The sequence below is a fragment of the Kaistia soli DSM 19436 genome (assembly GCF_900129325.1).
In the GTDB taxonomy this organism is placed as follows: Bacteria; Pseudomonadota; Alphaproteobacteria; order Rhizobiales; family Kaistiaceae; genus Kaistia; species Kaistia soli.
The window spans coordinates 736208-762470 of record NZ_FQUP01000001.1; the positions used below are offsets into that span (position 1 = coordinate 736208).

Annotated in this window: 22 protein-coding genes and 1 pseudogene; 12 read left to right on the top strand and 11 right to left on the bottom strand. The window is 64.5% G+C overall.

Features of this window, described 5'->3' with window-relative positions:
* Positions 1 to 28 precede the first annotated feature (28 nt).
* Positions 29 to 1684 (bottom strand): electron transfer flavoprotein-ubiquinone oxidoreductase, encoded by a 1656-nt coding sequence (locus tag BUB39_RS03730; RefSeq protein ID WP_073052735.1) that lies wholly within the window; start codon positions 1682 to 1684, stop codon positions 29 to 31.
* 226 nt (positions 1685 to 1910) lie between these two features.
* Here BUB39_RS03730 and nanR point away from each other — a divergent pair, with 226 nt between their 5' ends.
* The 6 genes from nanR to BUB39_RS03760 all read left to right on the top strand — a co-directional run bounded on the left by nanR (position 1911) and on the right by BUB39_RS03760 (position 9228).
* Positions 1911 to 2642 carry a transcriptional regulator NanR gene (gene nanR, locus BUB39_RS03735; protein WP_073051659.1) on the top strand — a complete coding sequence of 244 codons (732 nt, stop codon included), beginning with the start codon at positions 1911 to 1913 and terminating at the stop codon, positions 2640 to 2642.
* A gap of 138 nt (positions 2643 to 2780) precedes the next feature.
* Positions 2781 to 4694 carry a D-apionate lactonase family protein gene (locus BUB39_RS03740; protein ID WP_139251330.1) on the top strand — a complete coding sequence of 638 codons (1914 nt, stop codon included), beginning with the start codon at positions 2781 to 2783 and terminating at the stop codon, positions 4692 to 4694.
* Positions 4691 to 5737, top strand: a complete 1047-nt coding sequence (locus BUB39_RS03745) for a Gfo/Idh/MocA family protein (RefSeq protein WP_073051661.1) — start codon at positions 4691 to 4693, stop codon at positions 5735 to 5737. The genes BUB39_RS03740 and BUB39_RS03745 overlap by 4 nt, the downstream gene beginning before the upstream one ends.
* Positions 5730 to 6998 carry a ribulose-bisphosphate carboxylase large subunit family protein gene (locus BUB39_RS03750; RefSeq protein WP_073051662.1) on the top strand — a complete coding sequence of 423 codons (1269 nt, stop codon included), beginning with the start codon at positions 5730 to 5732 and terminating at the stop codon, positions 6996 to 6998. The genes BUB39_RS03745 and BUB39_RS03750 overlap by 8 nt, the downstream gene beginning before the upstream one ends.
* On the top strand, positions 6995 to 8383 hold the full coding sequence (locus tag BUB39_RS03755; RefSeq protein WP_073051663.1) for a four-carbon acid sugar kinase family protein: 1389 nt from the start codon (positions 6995 to 6997) through the stop codon (positions 8381 to 8383). Before BUB39_RS03750 ends, BUB39_RS03755 begins: the two co-directional genes overlap by 4 nt.
* Complete coding sequence (locus tag BUB39_RS03760) at positions 8380 to 9228, top strand: phosphogluconate dehydrogenase C-terminal domain-containing protein (protein ID WP_073051664.1); 849 nt, start codon at positions 8380 to 8382, stop codon at positions 9226 to 9228. Before BUB39_RS03755 ends, BUB39_RS03760 begins: the two co-directional genes overlap by 4 nt.
* Positions 9229 to 9304: 76 nt before the next feature.
* Here the strand turns inward: BUB39_RS03760 and BUB39_RS03765 are convergent, their stop codons facing one another.
* The 5 genes from BUB39_RS03765 to BUB39_RS03785 form a co-directional block, all read right to left on the bottom strand.
* Positions 9305 to 10207 carry a nucleoside hydrolase gene (locus tag BUB39_RS03765; protein ID WP_073051665.1) on the bottom strand — a complete coding sequence of 301 codons (903 nt, stop codon included), beginning with the start codon at positions 10205 to 10207 and terminating at the stop codon, positions 9305 to 9307.
* 81 nt (positions 10208 to 10288) lie between these two features.
* A complete protein-coding gene (locus tag BUB39_RS03770; RefSeq protein ID WP_073051666.1) occupies positions 10289 to 11872 on the bottom strand; it encodes a glycoside hydrolase family 140 protein in 1584 nt (527 codons plus the stop codon).
* Between the two features lie 35 nt (positions 11873 to 11907).
* Positions 11908 to 12753: a carbohydrate ABC transporter permease gene (locus BUB39_RS03775; RefSeq protein WP_084526863.1), complete on the bottom strand. Its 846-nt coding sequence runs from the start codon at positions 12751 to 12753 to the stop codon at positions 11908 to 11910.
* 11 nt (positions 12754 to 12764) lie between these two features.
* A complete protein-coding gene (locus BUB39_RS03780) occupies positions 12765 to 13688 on the bottom strand; it encodes a carbohydrate ABC transporter permease (protein ID WP_084526864.1) in 924 nt (307 codons plus the stop codon).
* A gap of 77 nt (positions 13689 to 13765) precedes the next feature.
* Positions 13766 to 15025, bottom strand: a complete 1260-nt coding sequence (locus BUB39_RS03785) for an ABC transporter substrate-binding protein (protein WP_084526865.1) — start codon at positions 15023 to 15025, stop codon at positions 13766 to 13768.
* Between the two features lie 310 nt (positions 15026 to 15335).
* Here BUB39_RS03785 and BUB39_RS03790 point away from each other — a divergent pair.
* Positions 15336 to 16370: pseudogene (locus tag BUB39_RS03790) on the top strand (linear amide C-N hydrolase).
* Between the two features lie 38 nt (positions 16371 to 16408).
* Here the strand turns inward: BUB39_RS03790 and BUB39_RS03795 are convergent.
* Genes BUB39_RS03795 through BUB39_RS03815 form a run of 5 tightly spaced genes read right to left on the bottom strand, consistent with a single transcriptional unit; the run spans position 16409 to position 21047 of the window.
* Positions 16409 to 17224 (bottom strand): ABC transporter permease, encoded by an 816-nt coding sequence (locus BUB39_RS03795; RefSeq protein ID WP_210187027.1) that lies wholly within the window; start codon positions 17222 to 17224, stop codon positions 16409 to 16411.
* Positions 17217 to 18002, bottom strand: coding sequence for an ABC transporter ATP-binding protein (locus BUB39_RS03800; RefSeq protein WP_073051669.1), 786 nt, complete (start codon positions 18000 to 18002; stop codon positions 17217 to 17219). The genes BUB39_RS03795 and BUB39_RS03800 overlap by 8 nt, the downstream gene beginning before the upstream one ends.
* Before the next feature lie 13 nt (positions 18003 to 18015).
* Positions 18016 to 18732: a M24 family metallopeptidase gene (locus tag BUB39_RS03805; protein ID WP_073051670.1), complete on the bottom strand. Its 717-nt coding sequence runs from the start codon at positions 18730 to 18732 to the stop codon at positions 18016 to 18018.
* Between the two features lie 37 nt (positions 18733 to 18769).
* Positions 18770 to 19765, bottom strand: coding sequence for an ABC transporter substrate-binding protein (locus tag BUB39_RS03810; protein ID WP_084526866.1), 996 nt, complete (start codon positions 19763 to 19765; stop codon positions 18770 to 18772).
* Between the two features lie 22 nt (positions 19766 to 19787).
* Positions 19788 to 21047, bottom strand: coding sequence for a M20 family metallo-hydrolase (locus tag BUB39_RS03815; RefSeq protein WP_073051671.1), 1260 nt, complete (start codon positions 21045 to 21047; stop codon positions 19788 to 19790).
* Between the two features lie 224 nt (positions 21048 to 21271).
* Between BUB39_RS03815 and BUB39_RS03820 the strand changes: the two genes are divergently transcribed.
* The 5 genes from BUB39_RS03820 to BUB39_RS03840 all read left to right on the top strand — a co-directional run bounded on the left by BUB39_RS03820 (position 21272) and on the right by BUB39_RS03840 (position 26136).
* Complete coding sequence (locus BUB39_RS03820) at positions 21272 to 21874, top strand: cupin domain-containing protein (protein WP_073051672.1); 603 nt, start codon at positions 21272 to 21274, stop codon at positions 21872 to 21874.
* A 74-nt stretch (positions 21875 to 21948) separates the two neighbouring features.
* Complete coding sequence (locus tag BUB39_RS03825; RefSeq protein WP_073051673.1) at positions 21949 to 22719, top strand: glutamine amidotransferase; 771 nt, start codon at positions 21949 to 21951, stop codon at positions 22717 to 22719.
* Between the two features lie 29 nt (positions 22720 to 22748).
* Positions 22749 to 23630 (top strand): nitrilase family protein, encoded by an 882-nt coding sequence (locus BUB39_RS03830; RefSeq protein ID WP_073051674.1) that lies wholly within the window; start codon positions 22749 to 22751, stop codon positions 23628 to 23630.
* Positions 23631 to 23752: 122 nt separating this feature from the next.
* Positions 23753 to 24694 (top strand): sugar-binding transcriptional regulator, encoded by a 942-nt coding sequence (locus tag BUB39_RS03835; RefSeq protein ID WP_073051675.1) that lies wholly within the window; start codon positions 23753 to 23755, stop codon positions 24692 to 24694.
* Between the two features lie 122 nt (positions 24695 to 24816).
* Positions 24817 to 26136: an ABC transporter substrate-binding protein gene (locus tag BUB39_RS03840; protein ID WP_073051676.1), complete on the top strand. Its 1320-nt coding sequence runs from the start codon at positions 24817 to 24819 to the stop codon at positions 26134 to 26136.
* Positions 26137 to 26263: the final 127 nt, after the last annotated feature.

Below are 26263 nucleotides of genomic sequence, written 5' to 3' on the forward strand. Positions count from 1 at the left end.
GCGCCGGCCGCCGAGAATGCCAGCAGGCCTACATGTTCGGATAGTTCGGGCCGCCGCCACCTTCTGGAACGGTCCAGGTGATGTTGCGGTTCGGATCCTTGATATCGCAGGTCTTGCAGTGGACGCAGTTCTGCGCGTTGATCTGGTAGCGCGGACCGGACGGCTCCTCGAGCCACTCATAGACGCCGGCGGGACAGTAGCGCTGCGACAGGCCTGCATACACATCGTGCTCGGATGTCTTCTGCAACGCGAGGTCGGCGACCTTCAGATGCACAGGCTGGTCTTCCTCGTGATTGGTGTTCGACAGGAACACCGATGACGGCATGTCGAAGCTGACGACGCCGTCCGGCTTTGGATAGTCGATCGGCCGGACGCTTGCGGCGGGCTTGGTGGTCGCGAAATCGGCTTTGCCATGCCTCATCGTGCCGAAGACCGAGAAGCCGAACGTGTTGGCCCACATGTCGATACCGCCGGCGAGGATGCCGCCGATCGTGCCGAGCTTCGACCAGAGCGGCTTGACGTTGCGCACCTTGCGAAGGTCCGCGCCGATCTCCGAGCCGCGCCACGCCGCCTCGTAGTCATTGAGTTCGTCATGCGAGCGGCCAGCCGACAACGCGGCGCCGGCGTGATCGGCGGCCAGCATGCCCGAGAGCATCGCGTTGTGGCTGCCCTTGATGCGCGGCAGATTAACGAAGCCGGCCGAGCAGCCGATCAGCGCGCCGCCTGGAAACACCAGCTTCGGGACCGATTGGAAGCCGCCTTCCGTGATTGCACGCGCGCCATAGGAAATGCGCTTGCCACCCGCAAAGAGCGGCGCGATCGAGGGATGGGTCTTGAAGCGCTGGAACTCGCGAAACGGCGACAGATACGGATTCTGGTAGTTGAGATGGACGACGAGGCCGACCACGACCTGGTTATCCTCGAGATGATAGAGAAACGACCCGCCGCCGGTGCTGTTACCGAGCGGCCAGCCGAACGAGTGCTGGATCAGGCCCGGCCGGTGCAGGCTTGGATCGATCTGCCAGAGTTCCTTGATCCCGAGCCCGAATTTCTGCGGCTCGCGATCGTCCGAAAGGCCGAAATGCTGGATCAATTGTTTGGCGAGCGAGCCCCGCGCGCCTTCGCCGATCAGCGTGTAGCGCCCACGCAGTTCCATGCCGCGCTGAAAGTTCGGCCCCGGCTCGCCGTCGCGGCCGACGCCCATGTCGCCTGTCGCAATGCCCGCCACCGCGCCGGCCTCGTCAAATAGCAGCTCGGCTGCCGCGAAGCCGGGATAGATCTCGACGCCGAGTGCTTCCGCCTTGCCGGCCAGCCAGCGGCAGACATTGCCGAGCGAGACGACGAAATTGCCGTGGTTCGACATCAGCGGCGGCATGACGAAATTCGGCAGCCGAACGGATCCGGCCGGCCCGAGAAACAGGAACCGGTCCTGGGTGACCGGCGTCTTGATCGGTGTATCCTCGCTGCGCCATTCGGGTAGAAGGCGGTCCAGCGCAATCGGATCGATGACAGCGCCCGAGAGAATATGCGCGCCGACCTCGGATCCCTTTTCGACGACGACGACAGAGATGTCTGGATCGATCTGCTTCAGGCGGATGGCTGCGGCGAGGCCGGCAGGACCGGCGCCGACGATCACCACATCGAATTCCATCATCTCGCGCGCGGGCAGTTCGTCCGCCGTCATGACATGCTCCTCGGCCAACAGTCGCATCGGACCGGTAAGAGGGCGCCGCGGCGACGGGCACGCGCCTGTCGTTCACGCAACGATCGATCGTGCGCAATACACCATGACGGCCGGGGATCGCCAGTCCGTTGGCCGCCAAAGACCCTGGCTTTCATGGCTGTGACGCCGTCAATTCGCCGCTCGCGCAGAGCTTGCCAAGCCGCGTCGGTCGGCAGATGATACTGGTATGACGACTGAACATGATCCGATCAAGCGGCGCAAGCTTTCCGACGAGGTGCAGGAGCGACTGCTCGCGATCATCGAGAACGACCGTCTCGGGCCCGGCGACCCCCTGCCATCCGAACGCGATCTGATGACGGCGTTCGGCGTCGGCAGACCGGCGATCCGCGAGGCGATGCAGAGCCTGCAGCGCATGGGTCTGGTCGAAATCCGCCATGGCGAACGGGCCCGCATCGCCGAGCCGTCCTTCGGGCGCATGGTGGAGCAGATGTCGGATTCCATGCGGCACATCCTGTCGCATTCGCCCGCCAGCCTCGCCCATCTGAAGGAGGCACGCGCGACGTTCGAGATGGAAATGGCGCGGATCGCCGCGCAGCGCGCGAGCCCAGCGGATGTGGCGCGTCTTCGTCGCACCATCGACAGCCAGGAAGCACAACGGAGCAATCCGGCAAACTTCCTGCAGTTCGACGCTCGCTTTCATCGCGAGATTGCAGCCATCAGTGGCAATCCGATCTTTACGTCCTTGAGCGAAGGGTTGCTGCGTTGGCTGCAGAGCTTCCATGTCGGTTTGATGCGGGTTCAGGGCCTTGAAAAACTGACGCTCGCCGAGCACCGGCAGATCGTCGACGAGATCGAGGCCGGCAATGTCGCCGGCGCGGCCAAGGCAATGAGTGACCACCTCTATCGCGCCAACGACCTCTATCATCAGGACAATCTCTCCCGAAACGACGCCGGCTGAGCCAAGCCGACCGTTTTCATCGGCGCCCAACCTTCTCTCTCGAACCCTCATGGCGTGAACGAGCCGCAAGGCGCTTGTGGCATGTCATCTTCTGGTATAATGACTGTTCCATCATAAGATCGAACCGCGGGGAGGATGATGGGCGACGTTCGATCCCAAATCTTCGCCTGCGGCACCGCCGAGCCCGCCGGCATTGTCCGCCGTTTGCAAAGCGGCCCGCTCAGTCTGGATATCGAGGGCGGTGCCGTGCGGGCGGTGCGCTGGCAGGGCGTCGAGGTCGTGCGCGGCGTCATTTGTCTCGTCCGCGACGCACATTGGGGCACCTACCCGGCCGAAGCTGCGAGCGAAGACACCACCATCGAGGACGAAGCTTTTCACTATGAGCGCCGATTCAGCGTCGCCGACGGTGCCGCCGATTGCCGTTTCATCGTAGCGGCGGACCAGCCCGGCACGCTCGACATCCTCGCCGAAATCACAGCCCGGCGCCGCCTCGCGACCAATCGCGCAGGCCTGACGCTGCTGCATCCCATCGCCGCCGTTGCTGGCGCGCCTGTCACCCTGCATCACATTGACGGAAGCCGAGAGGACACGCGCTTTCCCGAGCGGATCCAACCCGCGCAGCCGGCCTTCGACATCGTCGGCATCGAGCATGTCGTCGATGGCGTGGCAGTCGTCATCGATTTCGTTGGCGACGTCTTCGAGATGGAGGATCAGCGCAATTGGACCGACGCTTCGTTCAAGACCTACTGCCGGCCGCTTGACCTTCCCACGCCTTATCAGCTCGAGGTTGGATCGACGCTGCAGCAGCGAATTACGATCCGATGCAGCGGAGAGCTCCAGCCTGGCCGTCCAGCAAACGCCGCCGCGGACGGGCTGACGCTTGGATTGCCGGGCGGCGTACTGCCCGAAGTCGTCCTCGCGCTCGACGCAAACGAGCCGATCGCGCCGGGAACCGCCGATCTCATCGCGACGGCCCGTGTCCGATCGATCGCGCTCCGCCTTGCTGACGACATCGACGCCGGACGTCTAGCGGCGCTCCGCCCCCATATCGGCCATCGCGACCTGACGATTGAAGCCGTGGTCGCAGAGGGGGAAGACCCATCAAGTGCTCTGGCAGGATTGCGCCAGCGGCTCGATAGCGCCGGGATTGTCGCGCACCGCGTCCTGGCCTTACCGGCGCCCTACCTTGCCTCACACCAGCCGTCCGGACCGTGGCCACCGGGAGCGACGCCTCACGATGCCGCTATGGCTGCCAGGGCCGCATTCCCGGACGCGCAGATCGGTGGTGGCATGCTGACGAGCTTCACCGAGTTCAACCGCTGCCCACCAGATCCGTCGTTGTCGGATTTCGTCAGCCACGGCACGACGGCGATCGTCCATGCTGCCGACGATCGTTCAGTTATGGAGACGCTCGAGGCGCTGCCGGCGATATTCCAGAGCGCCGCGGCGCTCGCGCCCGGCAGGCCCTATCGTCTCGGCCTCATTTCAATCGGCATGCGGTCCAATGCCTATGGTCCTGAACGGGAGCCCGATCCCGAGGGACGCCGCCTCGCGATGGCGAAGGTCGATCCGCGCCAGCGCGGTCTGTTTGCCGCGAGCTTCGCGGTCGGCGCCATGTCGGCGACCGAAGGAAGTGTCGTCGAGGCCATGGCGCTCGCGTCGGCGACCGGTCCCTTCGGCATGATCCGCAGCGCCGCGTCTTGGCCGCAGCCCTATTTCGACGATCATGCCGAGGCAATCGTCTATCCGCTCTTCCATGTCATGCGCGCTCTCGCCGGACTTGCCGGACTGCCGCGGTGCCAGGTCGGCGGATTGCCCGCCGGGATAGCGGCCGTCGCGACAAATACGATGATCGTCCTCGCCAATCTGACCGCGGAGGTGCGTGAACTCGTGCTGCCATGGCGGGCCAACATCCGCCTTCTCGATACGAGCAGTTTCATGGCGGCGGCGGCCGATCCGCTGTGGCTTGACCGGCCGGGCGACACGGCTGATCAAATCACGCTGGGCGCCTATTCGGTCGCCTTTCTCACTTTCACTGGAGATCACCCATGACCATCCGCCGCGGCGCCCTGATCGGATGCGGTTTCTTCGCGCGCAATCACATGAATGGTTGGGCCGAAATCGAGGGCGCCGAGATCGTCGCCGTCTGCGACCGGGACTTTGCCAAGGCCGAGCGAATGCAGGCGGATTTCGGCGTCGCTCATGCCTATGCCGACGCCGAAGAGATGCTGCGCGACGAGAAACTCGACTTCGTTGACGTCGTGACCACCTCGCCCTTCCATCGCCCGCTCGTCGAGCTCGCCGCCCGTCACGGCGTGGCGGCGATCTGCCAGAAGCCCTTCGCCGACAGCCAGGCGGATGCCGAGGCGATGGTCAGTGCCTGCGAGAAGGCAGGCGTACCGCTGGCCGTGCACGAGAATTTCCGCTGGCAGCAGCCATTCATCGAGATCGCCGACCGCATCGCCAAGGGCCGGATCGGCCGGCCGACTTTTGCCCGTATCTCGTTCCGGCACGGCTTCGACTATTACAAGAACCAGCCCTATCTCGCCGAGGTCGAGCGGCTCAGCCTGATGGATATCGGGCTCCATCTCTACGACCTCGCTCGCCACCTCCTCGGTGAGGTCGAGACACTCTCCTGCGTGACGCAGCGCGTTAACCCGATCGTGCGGGGCGAGGACGCCTTTACCTCACTGCTCAGCCATGCCGGCGGCGCCGTCTCGGTGGTCGAATGTTCGGCGTTTGCTAAATATGAGCCGGACCCCTTCCCTCAGACCACGGCCGTGGTCGAGGGCACCGAGGGCACGCTGGAGCTGACGCGCGGCTATCGGCTGTTCGAGCATCATCCCGGCTCGGTCACCGAAACCAACGTCGACGTTGCCGTCCCCAACTGGGGAGAGAAGCCGTGGCAGGTGGTGCAGCAAAGCGTTGTCGCCTTCGAACGCCATTTCATCGACGTCCTGAACGGCAAGACCGAAGCGCAGCCCTCGGGCGCGCACAATCTCGGCACGATGGCGCTGGCGCTCGCGTCCTACGAGTCGGCAGCGACGGGCAGCACCATCCGCATGAAGGACTGGCGGGAGGGCGGCCGTGGCTGAGCCCCTCGTCTCGCCTGAGCGTATCGAGGCCGACTATCTCGTCGAGACCGCCTTTGATCCGCGCGCCGCGATCGAGGCAATGGCGGGCGAGCAGTCGTCCGGCACCTTCGTGCCGGTGCCCGGCGAGACGCCGGAACTGAAAGCGCGGTCGGCAGCCCGCATCGAGGCGCTCGAAATCCTCGGTGAAGTGGACACGCCGAGCCTTCCCGGCGCCGGGCAGCCGCCCGGCAGCCGCATCCAGCGCGCCCGGGCAACGCTGTCCTGGCCGCTCGCCAACATGGGGCCCTCGCTGCCCAACCTGATGGCGACGGTCGGCGGCAATCTCTTCGAGCTCAAGCAGTTCTCGGGCTTGCGCATTCTCGACATGCGCCTGCCGACGGCGTTCGCGGACGCGTATCCGGGCCCGAAATTTGGCATTGCGGGTACGCGGCGCCTGGCTGGCGTCGAGGGCCGGCCGCTGATCGGCACGATCGTCAAGCCGAGCGTCGGCTTCGGACCGGAGGAGACCGCCGACCTCGTGCGCCTGCTCGCCGGAGCGGGGATCGATTTCATCAAGGACGACGAGTTGCAGGCCGACGGGCCGCATTGCCCCTTCGACGAGCGCGTGCGCGCCGTGATGCGGGTCGTCAACCAGGCCGCCGACAAGACCGGCAAGAAGGTGATGTTCGCCTTCAACCTGACCGGAGAGATCGACGAGATGCGCCGCCGGCACGACCTTGTGCTTGCCGAGGGCGGCACCTGCGTGATGGCCAGCCTCAATTCGGTGGGGCTCGCCGGCATGATCGCGCTCGGTCGCCATAGCGCACTGCCGATTCATGCCCATCGCAATGGCTGGGGTTATCTTTCCCGCGCCCCGATGCTCGGCTGGTCCTACGTCGCCTGGCAGAAATTCTGGCGTCTTGCCGGCGCCGACCACATGCATGTGAACGGCCTCGCCAACAAGTTCTCCGAGCCGGATGACAGCGTCATCGCTTCGGCGCGCGCTTGCCTGACGCCGATGTTCGCAGAGAAGCCCTGCATCGTCATGCCGGTGTTCTCGTCGGGCCAGACGGTCAAGCAGCCGCCGGCGACCTTCGCCGCGCTCGGCTCTATAGACCTCATCTATGCGGCAGGCGGCGGCATCATGGCCCATCCGGACGGCCCGGCAGCCGGCGTCGCCAGCCTCCGCCAGTCCTGGGACGCGGCCATTGCCGGCGTGCCGCTCGACCAGCAGGCGCAGACGCATCCCGAACTCGCCCGTGCGCTCGGAGCTGGCGCATGACGGCCGCGCGGCTCCCCGAAGGCGTGCTCGTCGCCTGGTATGGCGATGACTTCACGGGTTCGGCCGCTACGATGGAGGTGCTGGCCTTCGCGGGTGTGCCCTCGGTGCTGTTTCTGAGGATTCCTACTGTCGAGGACCGGGCGCGCTTTTCTGGAATGCGCGGCATCGGCATTGCGGGCATCGCCCGTTCGAAGCCGCCGGAGTGGATGGAGGAGCACCTGCCGCCCGCCTTTGAGGCGCTTGCCGCGATCGACGCGCCGGTCAGTCACTACAAGATCTGCTCGACGCTCGATTCGGCGCCGCATGTCGGCTCGATCGGCCGGGCGATCGACATCGCAGCGCCGATCCTTGGTGGCAGCTGGCATCCGCTCGTCGTGGCCGCGCCGCCGATCGGGCGCTATCAGGCATTCGGGGATCTCTATGCACTCTATGACGGTGCGGTGTACCGGCTCGACCGTCATCCGACCATGAGCCGCCATCCCGTGACGCCGATGCGAGAGTCCGATGTCAGGCGTCATCTCCAGGCGCAGACCTCGCGACGGTTCGGCCTGGTCGACCGGCTTGGCCTCCATGGCGATGCCAACGCGGCGCTCGCGCAAGCGAGAGCAGAGGGCGAAATCATTGCGATCGACGTGATGGACGAAAGCGACCTGGCCAGAGCGGGGAAACTGATCTGGGAAGCGCGCGAGGCGCGGCAGTTAGCAATCGGTTCGCAGGGTATCGAATACGCGCTCGTCGAGTATTGGCGACAGACCGGCGCGCTCGGTGCGCCACCGCCGGTTGCCAGTGCCGGCCGCGCGAGCCGGATGGCCGTGGTCTCCGGCTCCTGTGCGCCGCAGACCGCGGCGCAGATCGCCCATGCGACCGCCAACGGCTTCGAAGCCATCGCCGTCAATGCGGCATTGGCAGTCGACGAGACCGGATGGCGGGCCGAGATCGGACGCGCCGTCGACGCCGCGCTCGCCGCGATCGGGCGTGGCCGCGATCCGCTGATCGCGACCGCCAAGGGCCCGGACGATCCCTCGATCGCGGCGGTCGATGAGGCCGTCAGCACGAGCGGCGTTCCGGCGGAGATCGTGAACGAGCGGATCGGTCGCGGTCTTGGATCGGCGCTCGGCCGCATCCTCGACGAGGCCCGCATCAGCCGGGCAGTGATTGCCGGCGGCGACACCTCGGGCCATGGCGCCCTCGCCCTCGGCATCCGGGCGTTGACGGCGCTCGCCCCAACCATTCCGGGCGCAGCGCTCTGCCGCGCCCATTTCGAGGACCCCGCGCGGCCGCCGCTCGAGATCGCGCTGAAGGGCGGCCAGATGGGCTCACCCGATTATTTCACCTGGATCAAGGAGGGCGGCGGACCCGCCCCGATGAGGAGCAAGGCAGCATGACCAAGATCGCACTTCTCGGTGCCGGCGGCAAAATGGGCGTCCGCCTCGCCACCAATCTCAAGGGTTCGCGCTTCACCGTCGATCATGTCGAGGTTTCCGCCGAGGGCCGCCAGCGCCTCAAGGATGCGATCGGCGCCGATTGCGTCAGCGAGGACGCTGCGCTGGCGGAAGCCGAGGTCATCGTCCTGGCCGTGCCCGACCGGCTGATCGGCAAGATCGCCCATTCTATCATCGCACGCGTCAAGCCGGGATCGGCGTTGATCGTGCTCGACGCGGCGGCACCCTATGCCGGCGAAATGCCCGAGCGGGCCGACGTCTCGTATTTCGTGACCCATCCCTGCCATCCCTCGGTCTTCCCTCAGAATGTCAAGGATGGCGAGCGCGACCATTTCGGGGGTGTCAGCGATCCGCAGGCGATCGTCTGCGCCCTGATCCAGGGACCCGAAGCGCACTACGCCCTCTGCGAGGAGGTTGCGCGGACGATCTATGCGCCGGTCAACCGCGCGCACCGCTGCACTCTCGAAAACATCGCCGTCATGGAGCCGGCTATGTCGGAAACAGTCGGCGCCACGCTCTGCCTCGCGCTGCGCGAGGCGACGGACGAAGCCGTGCGGCGCGGCGTGCCGGAAGCGGCGGCCATGGACTTCATGCTCGGCCATATCCAGATCGAACTCGCCATCGCCTTCAACATCTTCAAGGAAGGCAAGTTCTCCGACGGAGCGCTGCACGCGATCCGCGAGGCGCGGCCGCTGATCTTCAAGGAGAACTGGCTGCAGGCGGTGTTCAGCCCTGAGGCCGTGATGGCTTCGGTGAAGGACATCTGCAATCCGCGCGAGGCGGCCTGAAAACAGAAACGCCGGAGCTGGTTGCAGCTCCGGCGCTTACCGCGATCGGGGCGTCGCCCCCAATGATTGCCGATCCTTATGTAAAGACAGCCGTCTCCTGCTCACCGCGATGGAAGCGGGCGATCTTGGCGAACATGTCCTCAAGGATGAAGCGCACGTCGATCGTGTCGTAGACCTTCACCGGCCGGTTGCGGCCGGTATGGACGTAGTTCATCAGCGGGCTGAACTCCGGCGCAGCCTCATGCCGCCATGTTCCGCCGCTCGGATTCATGATGACCGAGAGCGACGGTGTATCGCCAAGCGAACGATATTCGATGGGTCCCTGGTGGAAGCGCGTGTTGAAATCGACCAGCTGGTCGACGAGATAGGCGCCTAGCTTGCCCTGCGGGTAGACCTTCTCATAGAGTTCGGCGTAGGAGACGGAGATCATCTGGTAGATGGTCATCGGGATCTGCCAGAGCTCGACCTTTGACTTGAACACGACATTCGCGGCGTGAATGTCGTTGGACAAGTTGAACTCCGATCCGCCGACCGGCCAGCGGCCGCCGCCTATCCAGACCACGCGGACATTGCGCTCGGCGATACGGGGCTCCATCAGCAGCGCCGCCGCCATATCGGTGAGCGGACCGAGAAAGGCGATGTGAAGCGGACGGGCATCGTCCTTCATCGCTTCGCGAATGATGAGCTCGGCGCCCGGTGAGGGACGCGCGGTCGTCTCGTCGGGCAGCGCCTCGGCAGCGCCATTGGCGACGGTGACCTTGCCTGCAAGGCCCATGAGATCGAGCAGCAGATCGACCTCCTCGCGGCTTTCCTCCATAGAACGTGTCGTGCGGCGCGTGCCGAAATGGGCCGGGATGATGCCGTGCAATTCGAAGGACGGCGACAGCAATGCCTGCACGACGCAATATTGGTCGTCGGCCTCGTTCTTGGCATCCGTGTTGACGATGATCCGGGTCAGCTTGTCGGGCGGCAGAGGCATAAGGGTTCCTTCCGGTTTGGCGTTCAAGCAAGGGCGCGCCAAGCGCGTCCTCAAAATCTCGGCTGCATCGCGACGTTCGGCTCAGTGGCGCGCGACCAGCACGGCATCGAGCGGATGGCCGTCCTCATCGGCGCCTGCAGGCGCTGTGATCTCGGCCCCGTTCTGGTCGATGATCGGCGTCGTCGCCCCCGTGCGCGGATCGAACCAGGAGCGTTCGGTGGCGCCGTTCAGATCGAGGCTCGCCGCGCCGCCTGCCGGGAAATAGACGATGATCAATGAGCGATCGGCGTTCGCCAGGGCCAGCGGGCGGGTACCCTGCTGATAGTCGCCGCTGACGATGTCATTTGCCGGCAAAAGATCAGCGAAGGGAACATCGTTGCGGAAGAAGCGCTGGACGACGTCAAGGTCTGCGACACCGGGCTGGTCCGTGCCGAGCTCCATCCAGGGCGCCCAGGAATTCTCGAAGCCGGCGATGATGCCGAGGCCGGACATGACACCGCGCCAGGCGCTGCGCCGCGTATGGCTGCGATCGCAGAATTCGTGGCTCGGCAGCTTCAGATAGAAGTCCGGGTTTCGCTCATAGCCCCATTCGGCGAAGATCGCGCTGCCGCGCCAGCCTTTGAAGCTCTTTGCGATCTGCTCCTCGATCCCCGTCGCGAGCCAGCCATTGTCGCGATCGCGGGCGCCCCATTCCTGGAACATGATGGCGTCGACGGCTTCGGGATCGGCATGAAAGCGCTCGGCGAAGGGTGGCATCACCGGACCGTTGTGCATCGAGAGCACGTGGCCGTGGGGCGCCGTCCGCTTGATCCATCGCGCGATCCACAGCGCCCAGCGGTCGGCGGCCGGCTTATGATGCCAGTCGCCATTCGGGTAGTATTCGTACTCGTTGAGCGGTGTCCAGAAATGCACCGCCGCATAGGCATCGTAGCGCGCGATCAGATAGCGCATCCACAGCTCTTCCCATTCGGGCGTGAACCACGCGCGGTGGTTGAACGGAAACTCGAAGCCCCAGCCCTCCATGATCATCTCGATGCCGAGGCCCATGCCATCCATGAGGGCGACCGTCTCGTCGACGGAGCGGAAGTAATCGAGATTGAAGATGTCGAACCGCGGCGACGTTTCGCTGCCGCCCCACGGCCAGAGCCGCTTGGTATGCCAGTCGCTGTAGCCCTCCGGCGGATGGAAACGGCTGATTGGCAGGCGGCAGCGGAACAGGTTGAAACCGCACTTCTCGCGTCGCTTCAGGAAGCCCTCGACGTCGCCGCCGCAATAGGCCATGCCGAACAAGTCATAGACGGTGTCGCCGAGGAAGAAGACCGGCTCGCCGTTCTCATAATGAAAGCCCCAGGCTTTACCTGGCGTTGCCTTCAGGAAACCGCGCGTCTCGCGCTCGCTGACCTCGAAGCGCCCCTCGCCGGAAAGCTCCGGATCGTGCGGAATCGAGGCGACGCGATAGGTCCAACGGCCGGCCTCGCCCGGGTTGAAGCGAAGCTTCCAGACGCCGTCGCCATCGTGGAAGCCCGGCATGACGAATTCCTGGCCCGAAGGGCTGGTGAAGACGCCATCGATGCGGACATCGGCGAAAGGTGCCTTGTAGGCGCGCGTGCTCGTGAACTGCCATTCGCCGACGCTGCGGCGTGGTAGAACGCTGGGTTCCTTCATGGGATCGGCTCCGGACGATGGATATCGAACGCTCGTCAGCCCTTGACCGCGCCGGCAGTGAGCCCGGCGACGAAATAGCGCTGCAGGAAGATGAAGATCGCGATGACCGGCACGATCGAGATCAGGATCCCGGCCATCAGCAAGGTGTACTGCGATGAATATTCGCCCTGGAACTGCAGCAGGCCGACCGGCACGGTGCGGGATTCCTTTGCGCTGATGAGCACGAGGGCGATGAGAAACTCGTTCCACGTCGCCAGCACGTCGATGATGCAGAGCGTCGCGAGCGCTGGAACGGAGAGGGGCAGCATGACGCGCAGGAACGCCGTCCATTCGGAGGCCCCATCAAGCCGCGCCGCCTCGAGAAGCTCCGAGGGGATGAGACGGAAGAAGCCGCGCAGAACGAAGATCTGGAACGGCAATCCGAAGGCCACATAAGGCGGCACCAGCGCGAACAGGCTGTTGGCGATGCCGAGTTGCTTCATCATCACGAGCAGCGGCTGCAGTGTCACCTGAACCGGCACGGCGAGACCGGCCAGGAAGAAGATGAAGATCGCGCCGGAGAAGCGAAACCGGAGCTTGGCCAGCGGATAGGCGGCGAGCGCGGCGATGAAGATGCCGAGCGGCACCTTCATCGCGATCAGAAGCAGGCTGTTGCGGAAATAGATCGAAAAGTCGCCTGTGCTCCAGGCTTCTGCGAAATTTCCCCAGGCGATCTTCTTAGGCAGCGAGAACACGCCGCGCGCGAGCAGATCACCCTGACCGCGGATCGCCGACAACACCACAGTCGCAAACGGGGTCAGCCAGATCAGGGAGAGCGCCAGCAGTCCGAGGAAGATCACGGTCTGCTCGAGGCGGCGCTGGCGGCGGACATCTGACATCATGGCGCGTGCCCTCAGCCGCGCGACATGCGGCGGATATAGGGGATGGCGATCACAAGCACGATCGCGGCGATGACCCATGCCAGCGCCGATCCATAGCCGGCGTGGTAATACTGGAAGGTCTGGAAATACATCCAGGTGCCGAGCACCTGCGTCGAGCGGCCTGGACCGCCATAGGTCATGGTGTAGACGAGGTCAAACACCTTGAAGCCGTTGATGACGGCGAGCGACAGCACGATGACATGCGTCTCGGCGAGGCCCGGCATCGTCACGTGGCGGAAGCGCTGAAAGGCATTGGCGCCGTCGATGGTCGCCGCTTCGTAATATTCCTTCGAGATCGCCTGCAGGCCGGCCAGATAGAAGATCATCGGAAAGCCGACATGCGACCAGATGAAGGTCACGAAGGTCGCCGGCAGGGCCATCGTATAGTCGGACAGCCAGCCATTCGCCCAGCTGCGCAGGCCAACGGCCTTCAGCGTGACGTTCACGACGCCGAAATGCGGATTGTACATCCACGCCCAGATCAGGCCGACGGCGACGAGCGGCAGCACGGCCGGACTGTAGAAGATGGTGCGGAACAGGGTCGAGGCCGGAGCGCGGCGATTGAGCGCCAAAGCCAGCAGGAGCCCGAACAGCGTCGGCAGCACCAGCGCACCGAGCGTCCACAGGATGTTGTTCCACAATGCGAGACGCGCGACGTCGTCGACAGCAAAGATGTTGATGTAATTCTCGAGCCCGACAAACGTCATCGACGGCGACAGCCCATCCCAGTCGAAGAACGAGACATAAAGCGACTGGAGCATCGGGTAGACGAGGAAGGCCGCGTACCAGAGCGTCGCTGGCGCGAGGAACAGATAGGGGATGGCGGCTCCGGGAATTCGCCAGCGCCTGCGGCGGACAATGACGGGCCGGCGCGCGCCAAGAGTGATCTCGGACATCGGTTCTCTCGTCTTGCGGGATGGCGGACGGACGGCGCCCAAAGCGCCGCCCGCCACACCTCATCAGTCCCGGGAGGTCAGGACTTCTGCTTTGCTTTCCAGGCCTCGGCCTTGGCCTGCATCTGCGCCGCCGCATCGGCCGGCGCGATCTTGCCGGCGACGACACCGTCCTGGACCTCGAAGAAGCCGTCGATCAGCTCCTTGGTGAAGGCTTGGTCGGTCGGCGGATAGGTCGCCGAGTCGGAGGTCAGCAGCTTCTTCCATTCGCAGTCGCGCGGGGCCACCGTACAGTCGGACTCGACGCCGATGGTTGCCGAAGCCGTGAAGGCCTCGGGATATTGCTTCTGCGTGTCGGGGATCGTCATCCAGTTGATAAAGGCCGCTGCCTGGTCCTTGTGCTTGGAGGATGTCGGGATCATCCACTGCTCGGGGAACGCAGAGTAGCGCACCGGCGTATGATCCGTCGGCGGCAGGAAGAACTTGAAGTTCTCCATCGGCTGTTCGTCGCTCTTCAGCACGCCCTCGAACCAGCCGCCCTCGAACACCATCGCCGCATCGCCAGAGTAGACCGCCATACGCGCGTCATTCGGGGCGACATTCAGGAAGTCGGGCACCAGCCAGCCGTCTTTGACCCACTGCGCCATGCGATCATAGGCCGCCACGACACAGGGCTGGTTCCAGCTCGACTGGAGCGTGTTGAGCTTGTCATGCTCTTCGGGGCCGCAGGTCGTCTCGGTGAAGTAGTCCAGTAGACGCATGGTCTGCCAGCCGAACTTGCCGCCGAACGAGGCGCAATAGATGCCGTCCTTCTTGAAGGTCGCGCAGATATTGGCGAGATCGGCATAGGTCTTCGGCTCCGAGAGACCGTATTTTTCGAACAGATCGACCCGGTACCACAGCCCCATGCCGCGGGCATGGAACGGCACGCCGTATTTATGGCCGTCGCGCGTGATGCGATCGATGGTCCAGGGCGCCACGACCTTGTCCCAACCGTATTTCTCATAATAGGCGTCGAGCGGCTCGACCTGCCCGGCCTTGATGAACGGACCCGCGATCTCGCCGCCCCACATGAAGAAGACGTCTGGCGGATCACCGCTGGCCATCGACGTGCGCAGCACATCGGGATAGACGGCGGCGCCCGAACCGGCCACCGTCTCCATCTTGACCTCTATATCAGGATTGGCAGCGTTGTAAGCCGCCAGCACCGGCTCCCAGAGCTTGACCGTCGGCGCGTCGAAAACGGTCATCAGTCGGAGCGTATCCTTCGCCTCGGCGCCGGCCGAGAAGGCAACCAACCCGGCCAGGGCCGTCGCCGCAAAGATCCTCAATCCTCGCATGAATTCTCCTCCTCCACTGTGTTGTCGCAGGGTGGCCAATGAACTCGGCTCTCGAAGCACCGGACCTCTCGGTCACGTCGCGCGGCTCCTCTCCGCACGACCGGGTGTTATTCGACCAGATATTGAGATACTCATTATACCATCAATGCGTTGGTCGCAAGCCGGCGACTGGGTCGCGGTGACGCCAAGACCGCCAGGGAGTAGACTTCGCCCTGCCCGGACAGCGCCTCTGGTTTGACCCGACCCGAGGGCATTGCCCGGCGGACAGGGCGGCTCGTCCGCGCTGCAATCGGGGGTTCTGATGACGACGATGAAGCATCTCGGCATACTCGCCGTGACGGCGCTGGCGCTTGTCAGCGTGAAGGCCGACGCGTGTACGCGCGTTCTCTACGAGACGGGCAACAAGGGCTATATCGTGGCCCGTTCCATGGATTGGATGGAGAACCCGGGCACGGACCTCTGGTCATTCCCGCAGGGCATGAAGCGCGACGGAGGCCTCGGCGCAGGATCAATCACCTGGACTGCCAAGCATGGATCGGTCATCGCGTCGTTCTACAATATCGCGACGGTCGAAGGCATGAACGATGCCGGCCTCGTCGCCAACACGCTTTATCTCGTCGAGACCGACTACGGCGATGCGAAGGCATCGGGCAAGCCGCTGATGTCGGTCGGCGCCTGGACCCAGTACGTCCTCGACACATACGCTACCGTCGACGAGGCCGTTACGGCGCTTTCGAAGGAACCGTTCGCCATCGTGGCGCCCACCCTTCCCGATGGCTCGGCAGCAGGCGGGCATCTGTCGATCGCGGACGCTTCGGGTGACAGCGCAATCTTCGAATATATCGGCGGCAAGCTCGTCATCCATCACGACCGCAAATACACCGTGATGACCAACTCGCCGACCTTCGATCAGCAACTGGCGCTCAATACCTACTGGACGGGCATCGGCGGGACGAACTTCCTGCCGGGCACCATCAACTCTCCCGATCGCTTCGTCCGGGCGAGCTGGGCGCTCAACGCAGCGCCGAAGCAGACCGAAGAATAGATGGAGGTTGCGGAGACCTTCTCGATGATCCGCGCGGTTTCGGTGCCGCTCGGCCTTACCGTGCCCGGCAAGCCGAATATCGCCGCGACGATCTGGCGGTCGGTCTCTGACCTCGGCGCTCGGCGCTACTACTTCGAATCCTCGTACAGCCCAATGATCTTCTGGGTCGACCTTGCCAAGCTGAAGCTCAGCCCCGGCTCGAAGCCGCAGAAGCTTGATCTCAGCAGCAAGCCGATCCTCTCCGGCGAGTCATCGGCGAAGTTTGTCGATACCGAACCGTTCAAGTTCCTCTCGAACTAACGGGATCGATCGACGGGACGGCGGCGCACAGCCGCCGTTCACCCTCCGGTCTCATCCTTCCAATAGCTCGACGACCAGCGGCGTGCCTTGGAACCCGAGCGCCAGGGCGTCAGCCAGTATTCGGCGGCGATGACCAGCAGGAAGCTGACAAGACCGAGCAGCGCCAGGAAGACGATCGCGGCGAAGGTGCCAGCGGTGTTCAGGCGGGAATTGGCCTGCAGCAGATAGGCGCCGATGCCGCCGCTGGTCGAGGCCGTCCATTCCGCGATCACCGCGCCGGTCACCGAGAACGTCGCCGATAGCTTCAGCGCCGAGAACAGTGGTGTATAGGTCGCCGGCAGCTTCACATGGCGAAAGATGCTGAAGCGGGACGCTCCCATCGAGCGGACAAGATTGATGATGTCCTTGTCGACGGATGCGAGGCCGTCGAGCACATTGACCACCACCGGGAAAAACACGACCAGCGCGACGATGACGAGCTTCGGGGCGAGGCCGAAGCCGAGCCAGATCGTCAGCGCCGCAGAAATGGCGACGATCGGGATCGCCTGGCTGGTGATGAGGATCGGATAGAGGATACCGCGCACGGGTCGCGACGCGTCCATCAGCACGGCGAAGACGAAACCGGCGATCGCCCCCGCCAGGAAGCCGAGCAGGAACTCCATGAAGGTCTGGCCAAAGCCTTTGACCAGCGCCGGCCAATCGTCGGCGATGTGGTTGGCGACATCCATCGGCGAGGGCATGACATAACGCGGGATCTCGAACACATCGACCGCAAGCGCCCAGCCAGCAATGACGAGGATGAGCGCGACAAGCGGATAGACGAGCCTCAGCAGCAGCGCGTGGCGGTCAGACATGCGCGGGCTCCAGAGCAGGGCTGTTCTCATAGATCAGATCGATGATCCGCTGTTTGATCGTGCTGAAGAGCGGACTGGTCAGCGCGGAGACGGGGCGCGGCCGCGGGATCGGGACTTCGATGATTTCGCGGATGCGACCGGGGCGCGGCGACATGACGACGACGCGGTCGGAGAGAAACACCGCCTCGTCGATGTCATGCGTGACGAAGACGATGGTTCGCTGCTCACGCTCCCAGACGCTCAGTAGCCATTGCTGCATGGCAAACCGGGTCTGCGAGTCGAGTGCGCCGAAGGGCTCGTCGAGCAGCAGGACATCGCGATGCATGGCAAGCGTGCGCATCAGTGCCGCGCGCTGGCGCATGCCGCCCGAAAGCGCAGAGGGATAGTGATTGATGAAATCGCCAAGACCGTAGCGCCGGGCAAGCGCGACACCCTCTGCTCGTTCCTTGGGTCCAGCTTTCCCCTTCAGCAGAGCGCCGAGCACGATGTTGTCGAGCACGGTGCGCCAGGGCAGCAGCAGGTCCTTCTGCAGCATATAGCCGACTTCGCCGGCCCTCCCCGTGACGTCGCGGCCGTCGATGAGCACGCGCCCGCCGCTCGGCTGAAGCACACCGGCGATGATGTTGAACATCGTGCTCTTGCCGCAGCCGGATGGACCAACGACGGAAACGAATTCGCCCGCGCGGACAGCGAGATCGGTCGGCGAAAGGGCCAGCGTTTCGCCGAAGCGCTGCGTGACGGCGTGAAGGGCGAGCTTGGGGGAAGCGGCTGCGGTCATCTGATGCGGCAGCTCAGATGATCGTGCAGGCGTCGCGGCCGAACCAGACGAGGTCCTCGACCTTGACGGCAATATCATCGCGCGACGCGAAGGGCTCGATCGCCCAGGCGCCCCACATTGCCGCGTCGTTACTGGCATCGATGAAGTTATGCAGATAGGCGGCACCAGCCGTCAGCGAATGGCCGATATTGCCGAGAAGATCGAGCAGCACGAAGCCATCGGCGACCAGCAGTTCATGGCAGAAGCCGAACAGCTCCTTGGCCGGCATGCCGGGCCGGCAGAAATCGAGAGTCCTGGCGTGGATGCGTTCGAGATCGGCGAGCGCCGTCTTCGCCTCAGGATAGTCGCCGAGGACGCGGCAGCGCGTGCAATCGCCCCACGAGCCATCCGGCGTGATCGGATGCACGTCCAGCATCAGCACGTCGCGCTCCGCCGCCTTCATCGCGCCGGGACCGTTGGTCGGGAAGCACACCTTGGCGTTCTCCCCGAGACCGACGACGGTGATCGTCCAGACATGCTCGATCCCGTTGCGGGCCAGGAAGTCGCTGACGACGAGGTCGATGTCCTGTTCGCTCATCCCCGGTTCCAGAGCGGCGAGCCCGACGGCGCAGGCCTGCCTTGCGAGGGCCTGCGCCCGGACCAGGCCGGGCGGAGGCGTGTCGGAAACGTCCGGGCCCGGCTTGTAGGTCCAGGCGGGTGTTATGCGCTTGACGGCGACGGGTCCGGACATCGTCTGACTCCCTTGTTTCTTGTTCTTGCTGCGGCGGCTACTTGGCGAGATAGGCGTTCGTGAAGTAGGTCGTGGGCGCGGCCACTTCCTTGACGACGCCGAACTTGGTCAGCGCAGCAAGAAGCGCGGTCCAGTCGGCTTCGTTGTTGACCATGAGATCATCGCCCATCGCACCGAACAGCGGGATTGTATCAGTCCACTGTTGCGTGATGTACTTCTCGTCGAACGCCTTGGCGTAGAGTTCATGGAACGCCGCGACGCCTTCCGCCGGATGCTCCGCCGCATAGCGGATGCTCTTCTCGGTGGCACGCAGGAACGCCTTGGCCTGGTCGGGATGGGCCTTCAGCCAGTCGTCATTCCCGGCGAGCATGAAGATTGGCGTGTTTGGCACACCATGCTCGGTCGCGGGCAGGAACGAGGCTTTCTGGTTGCCGGCCGTCATCATCTCCGTGCCTTCGGCATTGGTGATGCCGGTGATCGCGTCGACGCGGTTCTGCAGCAGCAGCGGCACCGTATCGTCGGCGGCAGCGACCATCTCGACATCGTCGAGCGTCAGTTTGGCGTCGGCGAGCATCATGCCGAGCTGGGCCTTGGTCCAGGCGTCGTTGTAAATGCCGATCCGCTTACCTTTGAGGTCGGCAACGGTCAGCGGCTTGCCCTCCGAACTGATGATGCCCCAGTTGTTGCCGCGCCCGTAGCGGGCGATCGCGGTCACCGGCGCCTGCTCGCCGCGGGCGAAGATCACGTCCATGACGGTAGTGAAGGCGACCTGGGCCCGCCCCGTCCCGAGGAACTTCATCGTGTCGGCGACCGTCGGCGGCACGACGATCTCGAGTTCCAGCCCTTCCTCGGCATAGAAGCCTTTTTTGGAGCCGAGGATCCACGGGATCCAGAAGCCATCGGGCGTCGGCCATTCCTGGACAAAGGTCAGCTTCGTCAGTTCAGCCGCGTTTGCTTGCAACGGAGCGCCCATCAACGCCGCGGCAACAGCAAGGCCACCCAGGAGTGCACGTCTCGTCAGCTTCATGCTCATGTTCCGATCCTCGTCCTCTGGTTCAGTTCGACGCCCCCGGACCTCTCCGGGCCAGTCGGTGCGCCGCATCGATCGTTGCGCCTAGCAGCACGGCGGCGCCCGCCACGACATGCTCCGGCTCGACGAATTCCCGCTCATTGTGGCTGATGCCGCCGCGGCACGGCACGAAGATCATCGCGCTCGGCGCGATCGCAGATATCGACAGCGCGTCATGAAACGCGCCCGAGACGATGCGCTGCGATGGCAGTTGTAGCCGTTCCGCCGCGGTTTCGACCGCGGCCACGAGATCGGCGTTGAAAACCGCTGGCGACGCCGCCAGGAGAAGTTCGATGTCGAGGCTGCAACCATGACTGATGGCGGCTTCCGAGAGTACGGCGCGGATCTGTGCATCGATCGCGGCGAGCCGCTCGGGCTGGGGATGACGCAGATCGAGCGTGCATGAGGCTTGCCGCGCCACGACATTGATCGAATCCGGCTTGGAGACGAGGCGTCCAGCGGTGAACCGCGCGGCCGGATCGCCAGGCATGATGGCGTCCTGCAACCGCCCCAGCGCGGAAACGAGCGCTGCAGCAGCATCGCGGCGCGAGTCGCGTGGCGTGGTGCCGGCATGACTGCTCTCGCCGGTCATCGTGACGGCAAGCCAAGTCGTGCCCTGAATACCCTCGACGATTCCGATGGGCAGGCCCGCCTTCTCCAGGATCGGGCCTTGCTCGATATGGAGTTCGAGGTAGCCGGCGATCGGAAAACCGAGCGGACGTTCAACCGCGCCGGCAAGTGCGGCGCGCGTCTCGGCGATGGCGACCCGGAGCTCCGCGCCGTTGGAATCGCGCTCCGCTCCTGCCGGCATCACGCCAGCCGCGAAGGCGCGTGATCCCATGGCGCCCGGCGCGAACCGGCTGCCCTCCTCATTCGACCAGACGACCAGCTCCACCGGTGTTTCAGTGCGAACGCTCCGATCCTCCAGGGCCTCGAGGACCTCAAAGGCGGCAAGCGTTCCGAGCGCGCCGTCGAAACGACCGCCTGTGGGCTGGCTGTCGAGATGGCTGCCAATCAGCAGCGGCGCGCCGATTTCGGCGCCGCGGCGAATGAAGAGGTTGGCGATACTGTCCTGCGCGACCGAAAAGCCGCGGGCCCGCGCAAGGTCTGCAATAAGGCTTCGCGCCTGGCGGTCGGCGGGCGAAAAGGCCGGCCGGTCGACACCGCCATTGGCAAGGCCGCCGATCGCCGCGAAAGAATCGAGACGCGACAGAAGCCGGGCGCCATCGACAGCAGCGCTCACCATGCGTGGCCTGCTTCGTCGATGACATGAAAGCGGATTGAAACGGGCGACATTGCCCTGGTCCCCTGCTACTCTCGCACCCTGCCTATTGATGGCACAGGCTCCAACCTTCCCGGCATCATTCAAGAGACTTGAACGCATGTCAATGCGGTTGCTAAAGCGCCGCTGCTGATGGAAGATGGGCTCCCGACCCGAGGTGCGGACCGGCGGAATTGATCGGAAGGACGATGGCGAAGCAGGCGAAGGTCGCGGACGAGATGGTCCTCACGGCGGAGATGCGGCTCGGCATGCGCCTCAAGCTCGCGCGGCAGATCCGCGGCATGACGCTGAAGGCCGTGGCCGAAGCGGCCGGCTGTTCCGAGAGCCTCCTCTCGAAGATCGAGAACGGCAAGGCATCGCCGTCATTGCCGATGCTGCATCGGCTGGTGCAGGTGCTCGAGACTAATATCGGTTGGATGTTCGAAGAGGTGGACGGCGAGGAAGGGATCATCTTCCGGGCCGGCGCCCGGCCGCTGATCGCCCTCGATTCCCTTCGCCAAGGGGACGGTATCACGCTGGAACGTGTCATTCCCTATTCGCCGGGACATCTCCTCCAGTGCAACATCCATCATGTCGATGAAGGCGGCGCGAGCGCCGGGCCGATCCGCCATGTCGGCGAGGAAGTCGGCTATGTCATCTGTGGGGAAGTGGAGCTCAGCGTCGGCGAACGCAGCTTTCACCTGAAGCCCGGCGACAGCTTTGTTTTCGAATCGGAGCTGCCGCATCATTATCGCAATGTCGGCACCGAACGGGCGAGCATCTTCTGGGTCAACACGCCGCCGACATTCTAGTCTGTTCAAGTCACTTGACAATCGCGGCGCAATTCCTGACGTCTTGCGCTCAAATCAAATAAGGGAAATGGGTCATGACGGGGTTGAAGGTTCTTCTGGCGGGCGAATCCTGGGTTTCGTCGGCGACCCATTTCAAGGGCTTCGACCAGTTCAACTCGGTGACGTATCACACCGGCGCCGATCCGCTGCTGGCGCTGCTTCGCGGCCGTGGCTTCGAGGTCACGTTTATGCCCTCGCATGAAGCGCAGCGCGACTTCCCGCAGACGGTCGAGGCGATCGATGCCTATGACGTCGTGATCCTCTCGGATATCGGCGCCAACACGCTGCTGCTGCATCCCGACACCTGGCTCAACTCGAAGCGGACGCCGAACCGCCTGATCGCGCTGCGCGACTGGGTCGCGAAGGGCGGCGCGCTGCTGATGCTCGGTGGCTATTATAGCTTCCAGGGCATCAACGGCGCCGCGCGCTATCGTGGCACAGCCGTCGAAACGACGCTGCCGGTCACCTGTCTCCCCTACGACGACCGCGTCGAAGTTCCCGAGGGCTTCACGCCGGTCGTAACCGGCGACGCCGCTCACCCGATCCTCGCCGGCCTGGAAGGCGAATGGCCCCCGCTGCTCGGCTTTAACGAGGTGATGGTGAAGCCCGACGCCGAGGTGCTCGCCACTGTCTCGACCGAATATGGCTCGCTGCCGCTGCTGGCGACGCGCCGTCATGGCGAAGGCCGGACGGTCGTCTGGACATCCGATGTCGGCCCGCATTGGCTGCCGCCGGAATTCGTCGCCTGGGAAGGTTACGGGCGCCTGTTCGAGCAGATGATCACCTGGGCCGTCGCCCGGACCTGACAGCCCCGCCCGCATAAGGAGCCCGGACGATGCCCGCCACTCGCGTCAAGGAAGCGCCGCTGACGGTCGCATCGATCCAGATGGAGCCGCTGATCGGAGCGACGGAGCGCAATGTTGCGCGCTCGGTCGCCCTGATCGAGGAAGCCGCCGCAAAGGGCGCGCAACTCATCGTCCTGCCTGAGCTCTGCAACACGGGGTATGTGTTCGAAAGCCGGACCGAGGCTCACAGTTTGGCAGAGGCCATCCCCGACGGGCCCTCGACCCTCGCCTGGCTCGACGTCGCCCGTCGTCTCGGCCTCGTCATCGTCGCCGGCATCACCGAGCGCGACGGCGCCCTGCTCTACAACTCGGCCGTCATCGTTGGGCCGGACGGACTGATCGGGCGCTATCGCAAAGTGCATCTTTGGGGCGACGAGGCGCTCTATTTCGCCCCGGGCAATCTCGGCTTCCCGGTCTTCGACACGCCCTTCGGCCGGATCGGTTGTCACATCTGCTATGATTGCTGGTTCCCGGAAACCTTCCGTCTAGCGGCGCTCCAGGGCGCGGAGATCGTGTGCGTGCCGACGAACTGGGTGCCGATCCCGGGTCAGGATCCGAAGCGCGAGGCGATGGCCAATATCATCGTCATGGGCGCTGCGCATTCCAACTCGGTCTTCGTCATCTGTGCCGACCGCGTCGGGACCGAGCGCGGCCAGCCCTTCATCGGACAGAGCCTCATCGTTGGCCAAACGGGATGGCCGGTCGCTGGCCCCGCCAGCCAGGACGGCGAGGAAATCCTCATCGCGAGGATCAATGTGGCCGATGCCCGGCGGAAGCGTAACTGGAACGACTTCAATCAGGTCATGCGCGACCGCCGTCGCGACGTCTATGACGAGATGCTCGGCAGCGGACTGAAGCCGGGCTGGTACTGACCGCCTTTCGATCGCCCATGGACTTTCGCCTGCCCGCACCGTTAGCCTGCCGCGGCTTTCGGCAAGAGTGGTAACTGAAGGCTTGGCATGCGCCGTGACGGCGGAGCGGGGATCGATCGACCATGGTTTCGTCTGAGAGGCTCGAAGATGCGTCGCGGGCCGCGTGGCTTTACTACGTCGCCGAGAACACGCAGGACGAGATCGCCCGCAAGCTCGGCGTGTCGCGACAGGCCGCACAGCGACTGGTCTCGCTCGCCGTCGCCGAAGGCCTCGTCAAGGTGCGCATCGATCACCCGATCGCCGCCTGCCTCGAACTTGCGCGACGCCTGACCGACCGCTTCCAGTTGCGGCATTGCGAGATCGTGCCGGCCGACCCCGCTGCGCCCGGGGCGCTTGGCGGCATCGCCCGCGCGACGGCGGCTGAAATGGAACGCTGGCTGTCGCGCACCGAACCGCTCGTGATGGCGATTGGCACGGGACGTTCGCTGCAGGCCTCGGTCGAGCAGCTCCTGCATATCGACTGCCCGCAGCATCGCGTGGTCTCGCTCACCGGCAGCATCCTGCCGGACGGCAGCACCTCGCATCACAGCGTGATCTATTCGCTGGCCGGGCGGATCACAGGCGCCACCTTCCCGCTCCCCTTCCCGGTCGTCGCCTCATCGCGCGAGGAAAGGGAAACGCTGCACGCTCAGTCGATGATCAAGCCGACGCTGGCGCTGGCGGAACGCGCCGAGGTCACGTTTATCGGCATCGGCGACATGGCGAGCGACTCAGCCATGGTTCTCGATGGCTTCCTCAGCGGCAGCGAGCAGGTGCTGCTGGAACGCTCCGGCGCGGTGGGCGAGATCATAGGCTGGGCGTTCGACGCCGAAGGCCAAATCCTAGACATCGGCACCAATGACCGGATCGCGTCAGCTCCCGTGCCGGACCGCGAGCTCGGGCTGGTGATCGGCATTGCAGCCGGCGCCCGCAAGCGCCATGCGATCTGCGCGGCGCTGAAGGGCCGCCTCGTGAACGGCCTGGTCACCGATGAAGTCATGGCCGCCATGCTGCTCACCGACTGACACCCCCTACACTTCCGCCGTTTCCCATTGTGCAGCGCATGATCGAATTTCGTTGACCACCCACGCCCCTTTGTGAGTATTTTCCCGTCTATCGGGCAAATGCCCGATACAGGGAGGATGCAATGAAACTCAATCGACACCTTGCGAGCATTGCCTCGCTGGTTGCGATCGCAGCGGCTGGACCGGCACTCGCCGAGACCACGCTGACGATTGCGACCGTCAACAATGGCGACATGGTCCGCATGCAGAGCATGACGGACGACTTCACTAAGGCCAATCCGGACATCAAGCTCGAGTGGGTGACGCTCGAGGAGAACGTCCTGCGCCAGAAGGTGACGACCGACATCGCGACGAAGGGCGGCCAGTACGACGTCCTCACCATCGGTACCTACGAGGTTCCGATCTGGGCGAAGAAGGGCTGGCTGGTGCCGCTCGACAATCTCGGGGCCGACTACAATGTCGACGACCTGCTTCCTGCGATCCGCAACGGCCTTTCGGCCGACGGCAAGCTCTACGCCTCGCCCTTCTATGGCGAGTCCAGCTATGTGATGTATCGCAAGGACCTGTTCGAGAAGGCCGGGCTGACGATGCCCGACAAGCCGACTTGGGACTTCATCAAGCAGGCCGCCGACAAGATCACTGATCGCGCCAACGGCATCAACGGCATCTGCCTGCGCGGCAAGGCCGGCTGGGGCGAGAACATGGCGTTCCTGACCGCCATGTCGAACTCGTTCGGCGCGCGGTGGTTTGACGAGAAATGGCAGCCGCAGTTCGACCAGCCGGAATGGAAGAGCACGCTGCAGTTCTATGTCGACCTCATGAAGGCCGACGGCCCCGCCGGCTCCTCCTCGAACGGCTTCAATGAAAACCTGACCCTGTTCCAGCAGGGCAAGTGCGGCATGTGGATCGACGCCACGGTCGCCGGCTCGTTCGTGACCGATCCCAAGGCCTCGACCGTCGCCGACAAGGTCGGCTTTGCACTGGCACCTGACAACGGCCTCGGCAAGCGTGGCAATTGGCTGTGGGCGTGGTCGCTCGCAGTTCCCGCCGGTTCGGCCAAGATCGACGCAGCCGAGAAGTTCATCTCCTGGGCGACCTCGGCGCACTACACCGATCTCGTCGCCGCCAAGGACGGATGGGCCAATGTTCCGCCCGGCACGCGCACCTCGCTCTACAAGAACGCGGACTATCTGAAGGCGGCGCCGTTCGCCCAGATGACGATCGACTCGATCAATACAGCCGATCCGACCAAGCCGACTGTAAAGCCAGTGCCCTATACCGGCGTCCAGTTCGTCGCCATCCCTGAATTCCAGGGTCTCGGCGACACGGTTGGCAAGCTGTTCTCCGCAGCGCTTGCCGGTCAGTCCAGTGTCGATGATGCGCTGAAGTCGGCGCAGGACGTCGCCACGCGGACGATGACCAAGGGCGGCTACATCAAGTAGTCCATCGCACGACCGCAACTGCCCGGAGCTTCGGCTCCGGGCATTTAGAAGACGGGTGCCCAGAAGCGAAGCGCTCGCCCGCCGATCTCCGCAACAGGCGGAGGGCGCGGGGACCACGGGCGAAGGC

Bases quoted from the DNA above. Each gene is read 5' to 3' on its own strand.
- BUB39_RS03775 (WP_084526863.1), bottom strand. From the start codon at position 12,753: ATGATGTCAGATGTCCGCCGCCAGCGCCGCCTCGAGCAGACCGTGATC.
- BUB39_RS03840 (WP_073051676.1), top strand. From the start codon at position 24,817: ATGAAACTCAATCGACACCTTGCGAGCATTGCCTCGCTGGTTGCGATC.
- BUB39_RS03760 (WP_073051664.1), top strand. From the start codon at position 8,380: ATGACCAAGATCGCACTTCTCGGTGCCGGCGGCAAAATGGGCGTCCGC.
- BUB39_RS03780 (WP_084526864.1), bottom strand. From the start codon at position 13,688: ATGTCCGAGATCACTCTTGGCGCGCGCCGGCCCGTCATTGTCCGCCGC.
- BUB39_RS03730 (WP_073052735.1), bottom strand. From the start codon at position 1,684: ATGACGGCGGACGAACTGCCCGCGCGCGAGATGATGGAATTCGATGTG.
- BUB39_RS03800 (WP_073051669.1), bottom strand. From the start codon at position 18,002: ATGACCGCAGCCGCTTCCCCCAAGCTCGCCCTTCACGCCGTCACGCAG.
- BUB39_RS03795 (WP_210187027.1), bottom strand. From the start codon at position 17,224: ATGTCTGACCGCCACGCGCTGCTGCTGAGGCTCGTCTATCCGCTTGTC.
- BUB39_RS03755 (WP_073051663.1), top strand. From the start codon at position 6,995: ATGACGGCCGCGCGGCTCCCCGAAGGCGTGCTCGTCGCCTGGTATGGC.
- BUB39_RS03835 (WP_073051675.1), top strand. From the start codon at position 23,753: ATGGTTTCGTCTGAGAGGCTCGAAGATGCGTCGCGGGCCGCGTGGCTT.
- BUB39_RS03830 (WP_073051674.1), top strand. From the start codon at position 22,749: ATGCCCGCCACTCGCGTCAAGGAAGCGCCGCTGACGGTCGCATCGATC.
- BUB39_RS03810 (WP_084526866.1), bottom strand. From the start codon at position 19,765: ATGAGCATGAAGCTGACGAGACGTGCACTCCTGGGTGGCCTTGCTGTT.
- BUB39_RS03825 (WP_073051673.1), top strand. From the start codon at position 21,949: ATGACGGGGTTGAAGGTTCTTCTGGCGGGCGAATCCTGGGTTTCGTCG.
- BUB39_RS03745 (WP_073051661.1), top strand. From the start codon at position 4,691: ATGACCATCCGCCGCGGCGCCCTGATCGGATGCGGTTTCTTCGCGCGC.
- BUB39_RS03805 (WP_073051670.1), bottom strand. From the start codon at position 18,732: ATGTCCGGACCCGTCGCCGTCAAGCGCATAACACCCGCCTGGACCTAC.
- BUB39_RS03770 (WP_073051666.1), bottom strand. From the start codon at position 11,872: ATGAAGGAACCCAGCGTTCTACCACGCCGCAGCGTCGGCGAATGGCAG.
- BUB39_RS03820 (WP_073051672.1), top strand. From the start codon at position 21,272: ATGGCGAAGCAGGCGAAGGTCGCGGACGAGATGGTCCTCACGGCGGAG.
- BUB39_RS03815 (WP_073051671.1), bottom strand. From the start codon at position 21,047: ATGGTGAGCGCTGCTGTCGATGGCGCCCGGCTTCTGTCGCGTCTCGAT.
- BUB39_RS03765 (WP_073051665.1), bottom strand. From the start codon at position 10,207: ATGCCTCTGCCGCCCGACAAGCTGACCCGGATCATCGTCAACACGGAT.
- BUB39_RS03785 (WP_084526865.1), bottom strand. From the start codon at position 15,025: ATGCGAGGATTGAGGATCTTTGCGGCGACGGCCCTGGCCGGGTTGGTT.
- BUB39_RS03740 (WP_139251330.1), top strand. From the start codon at position 2,781: ATGGGCGACGTTCGATCCCAAATCTTCGCCTGCGGCACCGCCGAGCCC.
- nanR (WP_073051659.1), top strand. From the start codon at position 1,911: ATGACGACTGAACATGATCCGATCAAGCGGCGCAAGCTTTCCGACGAG.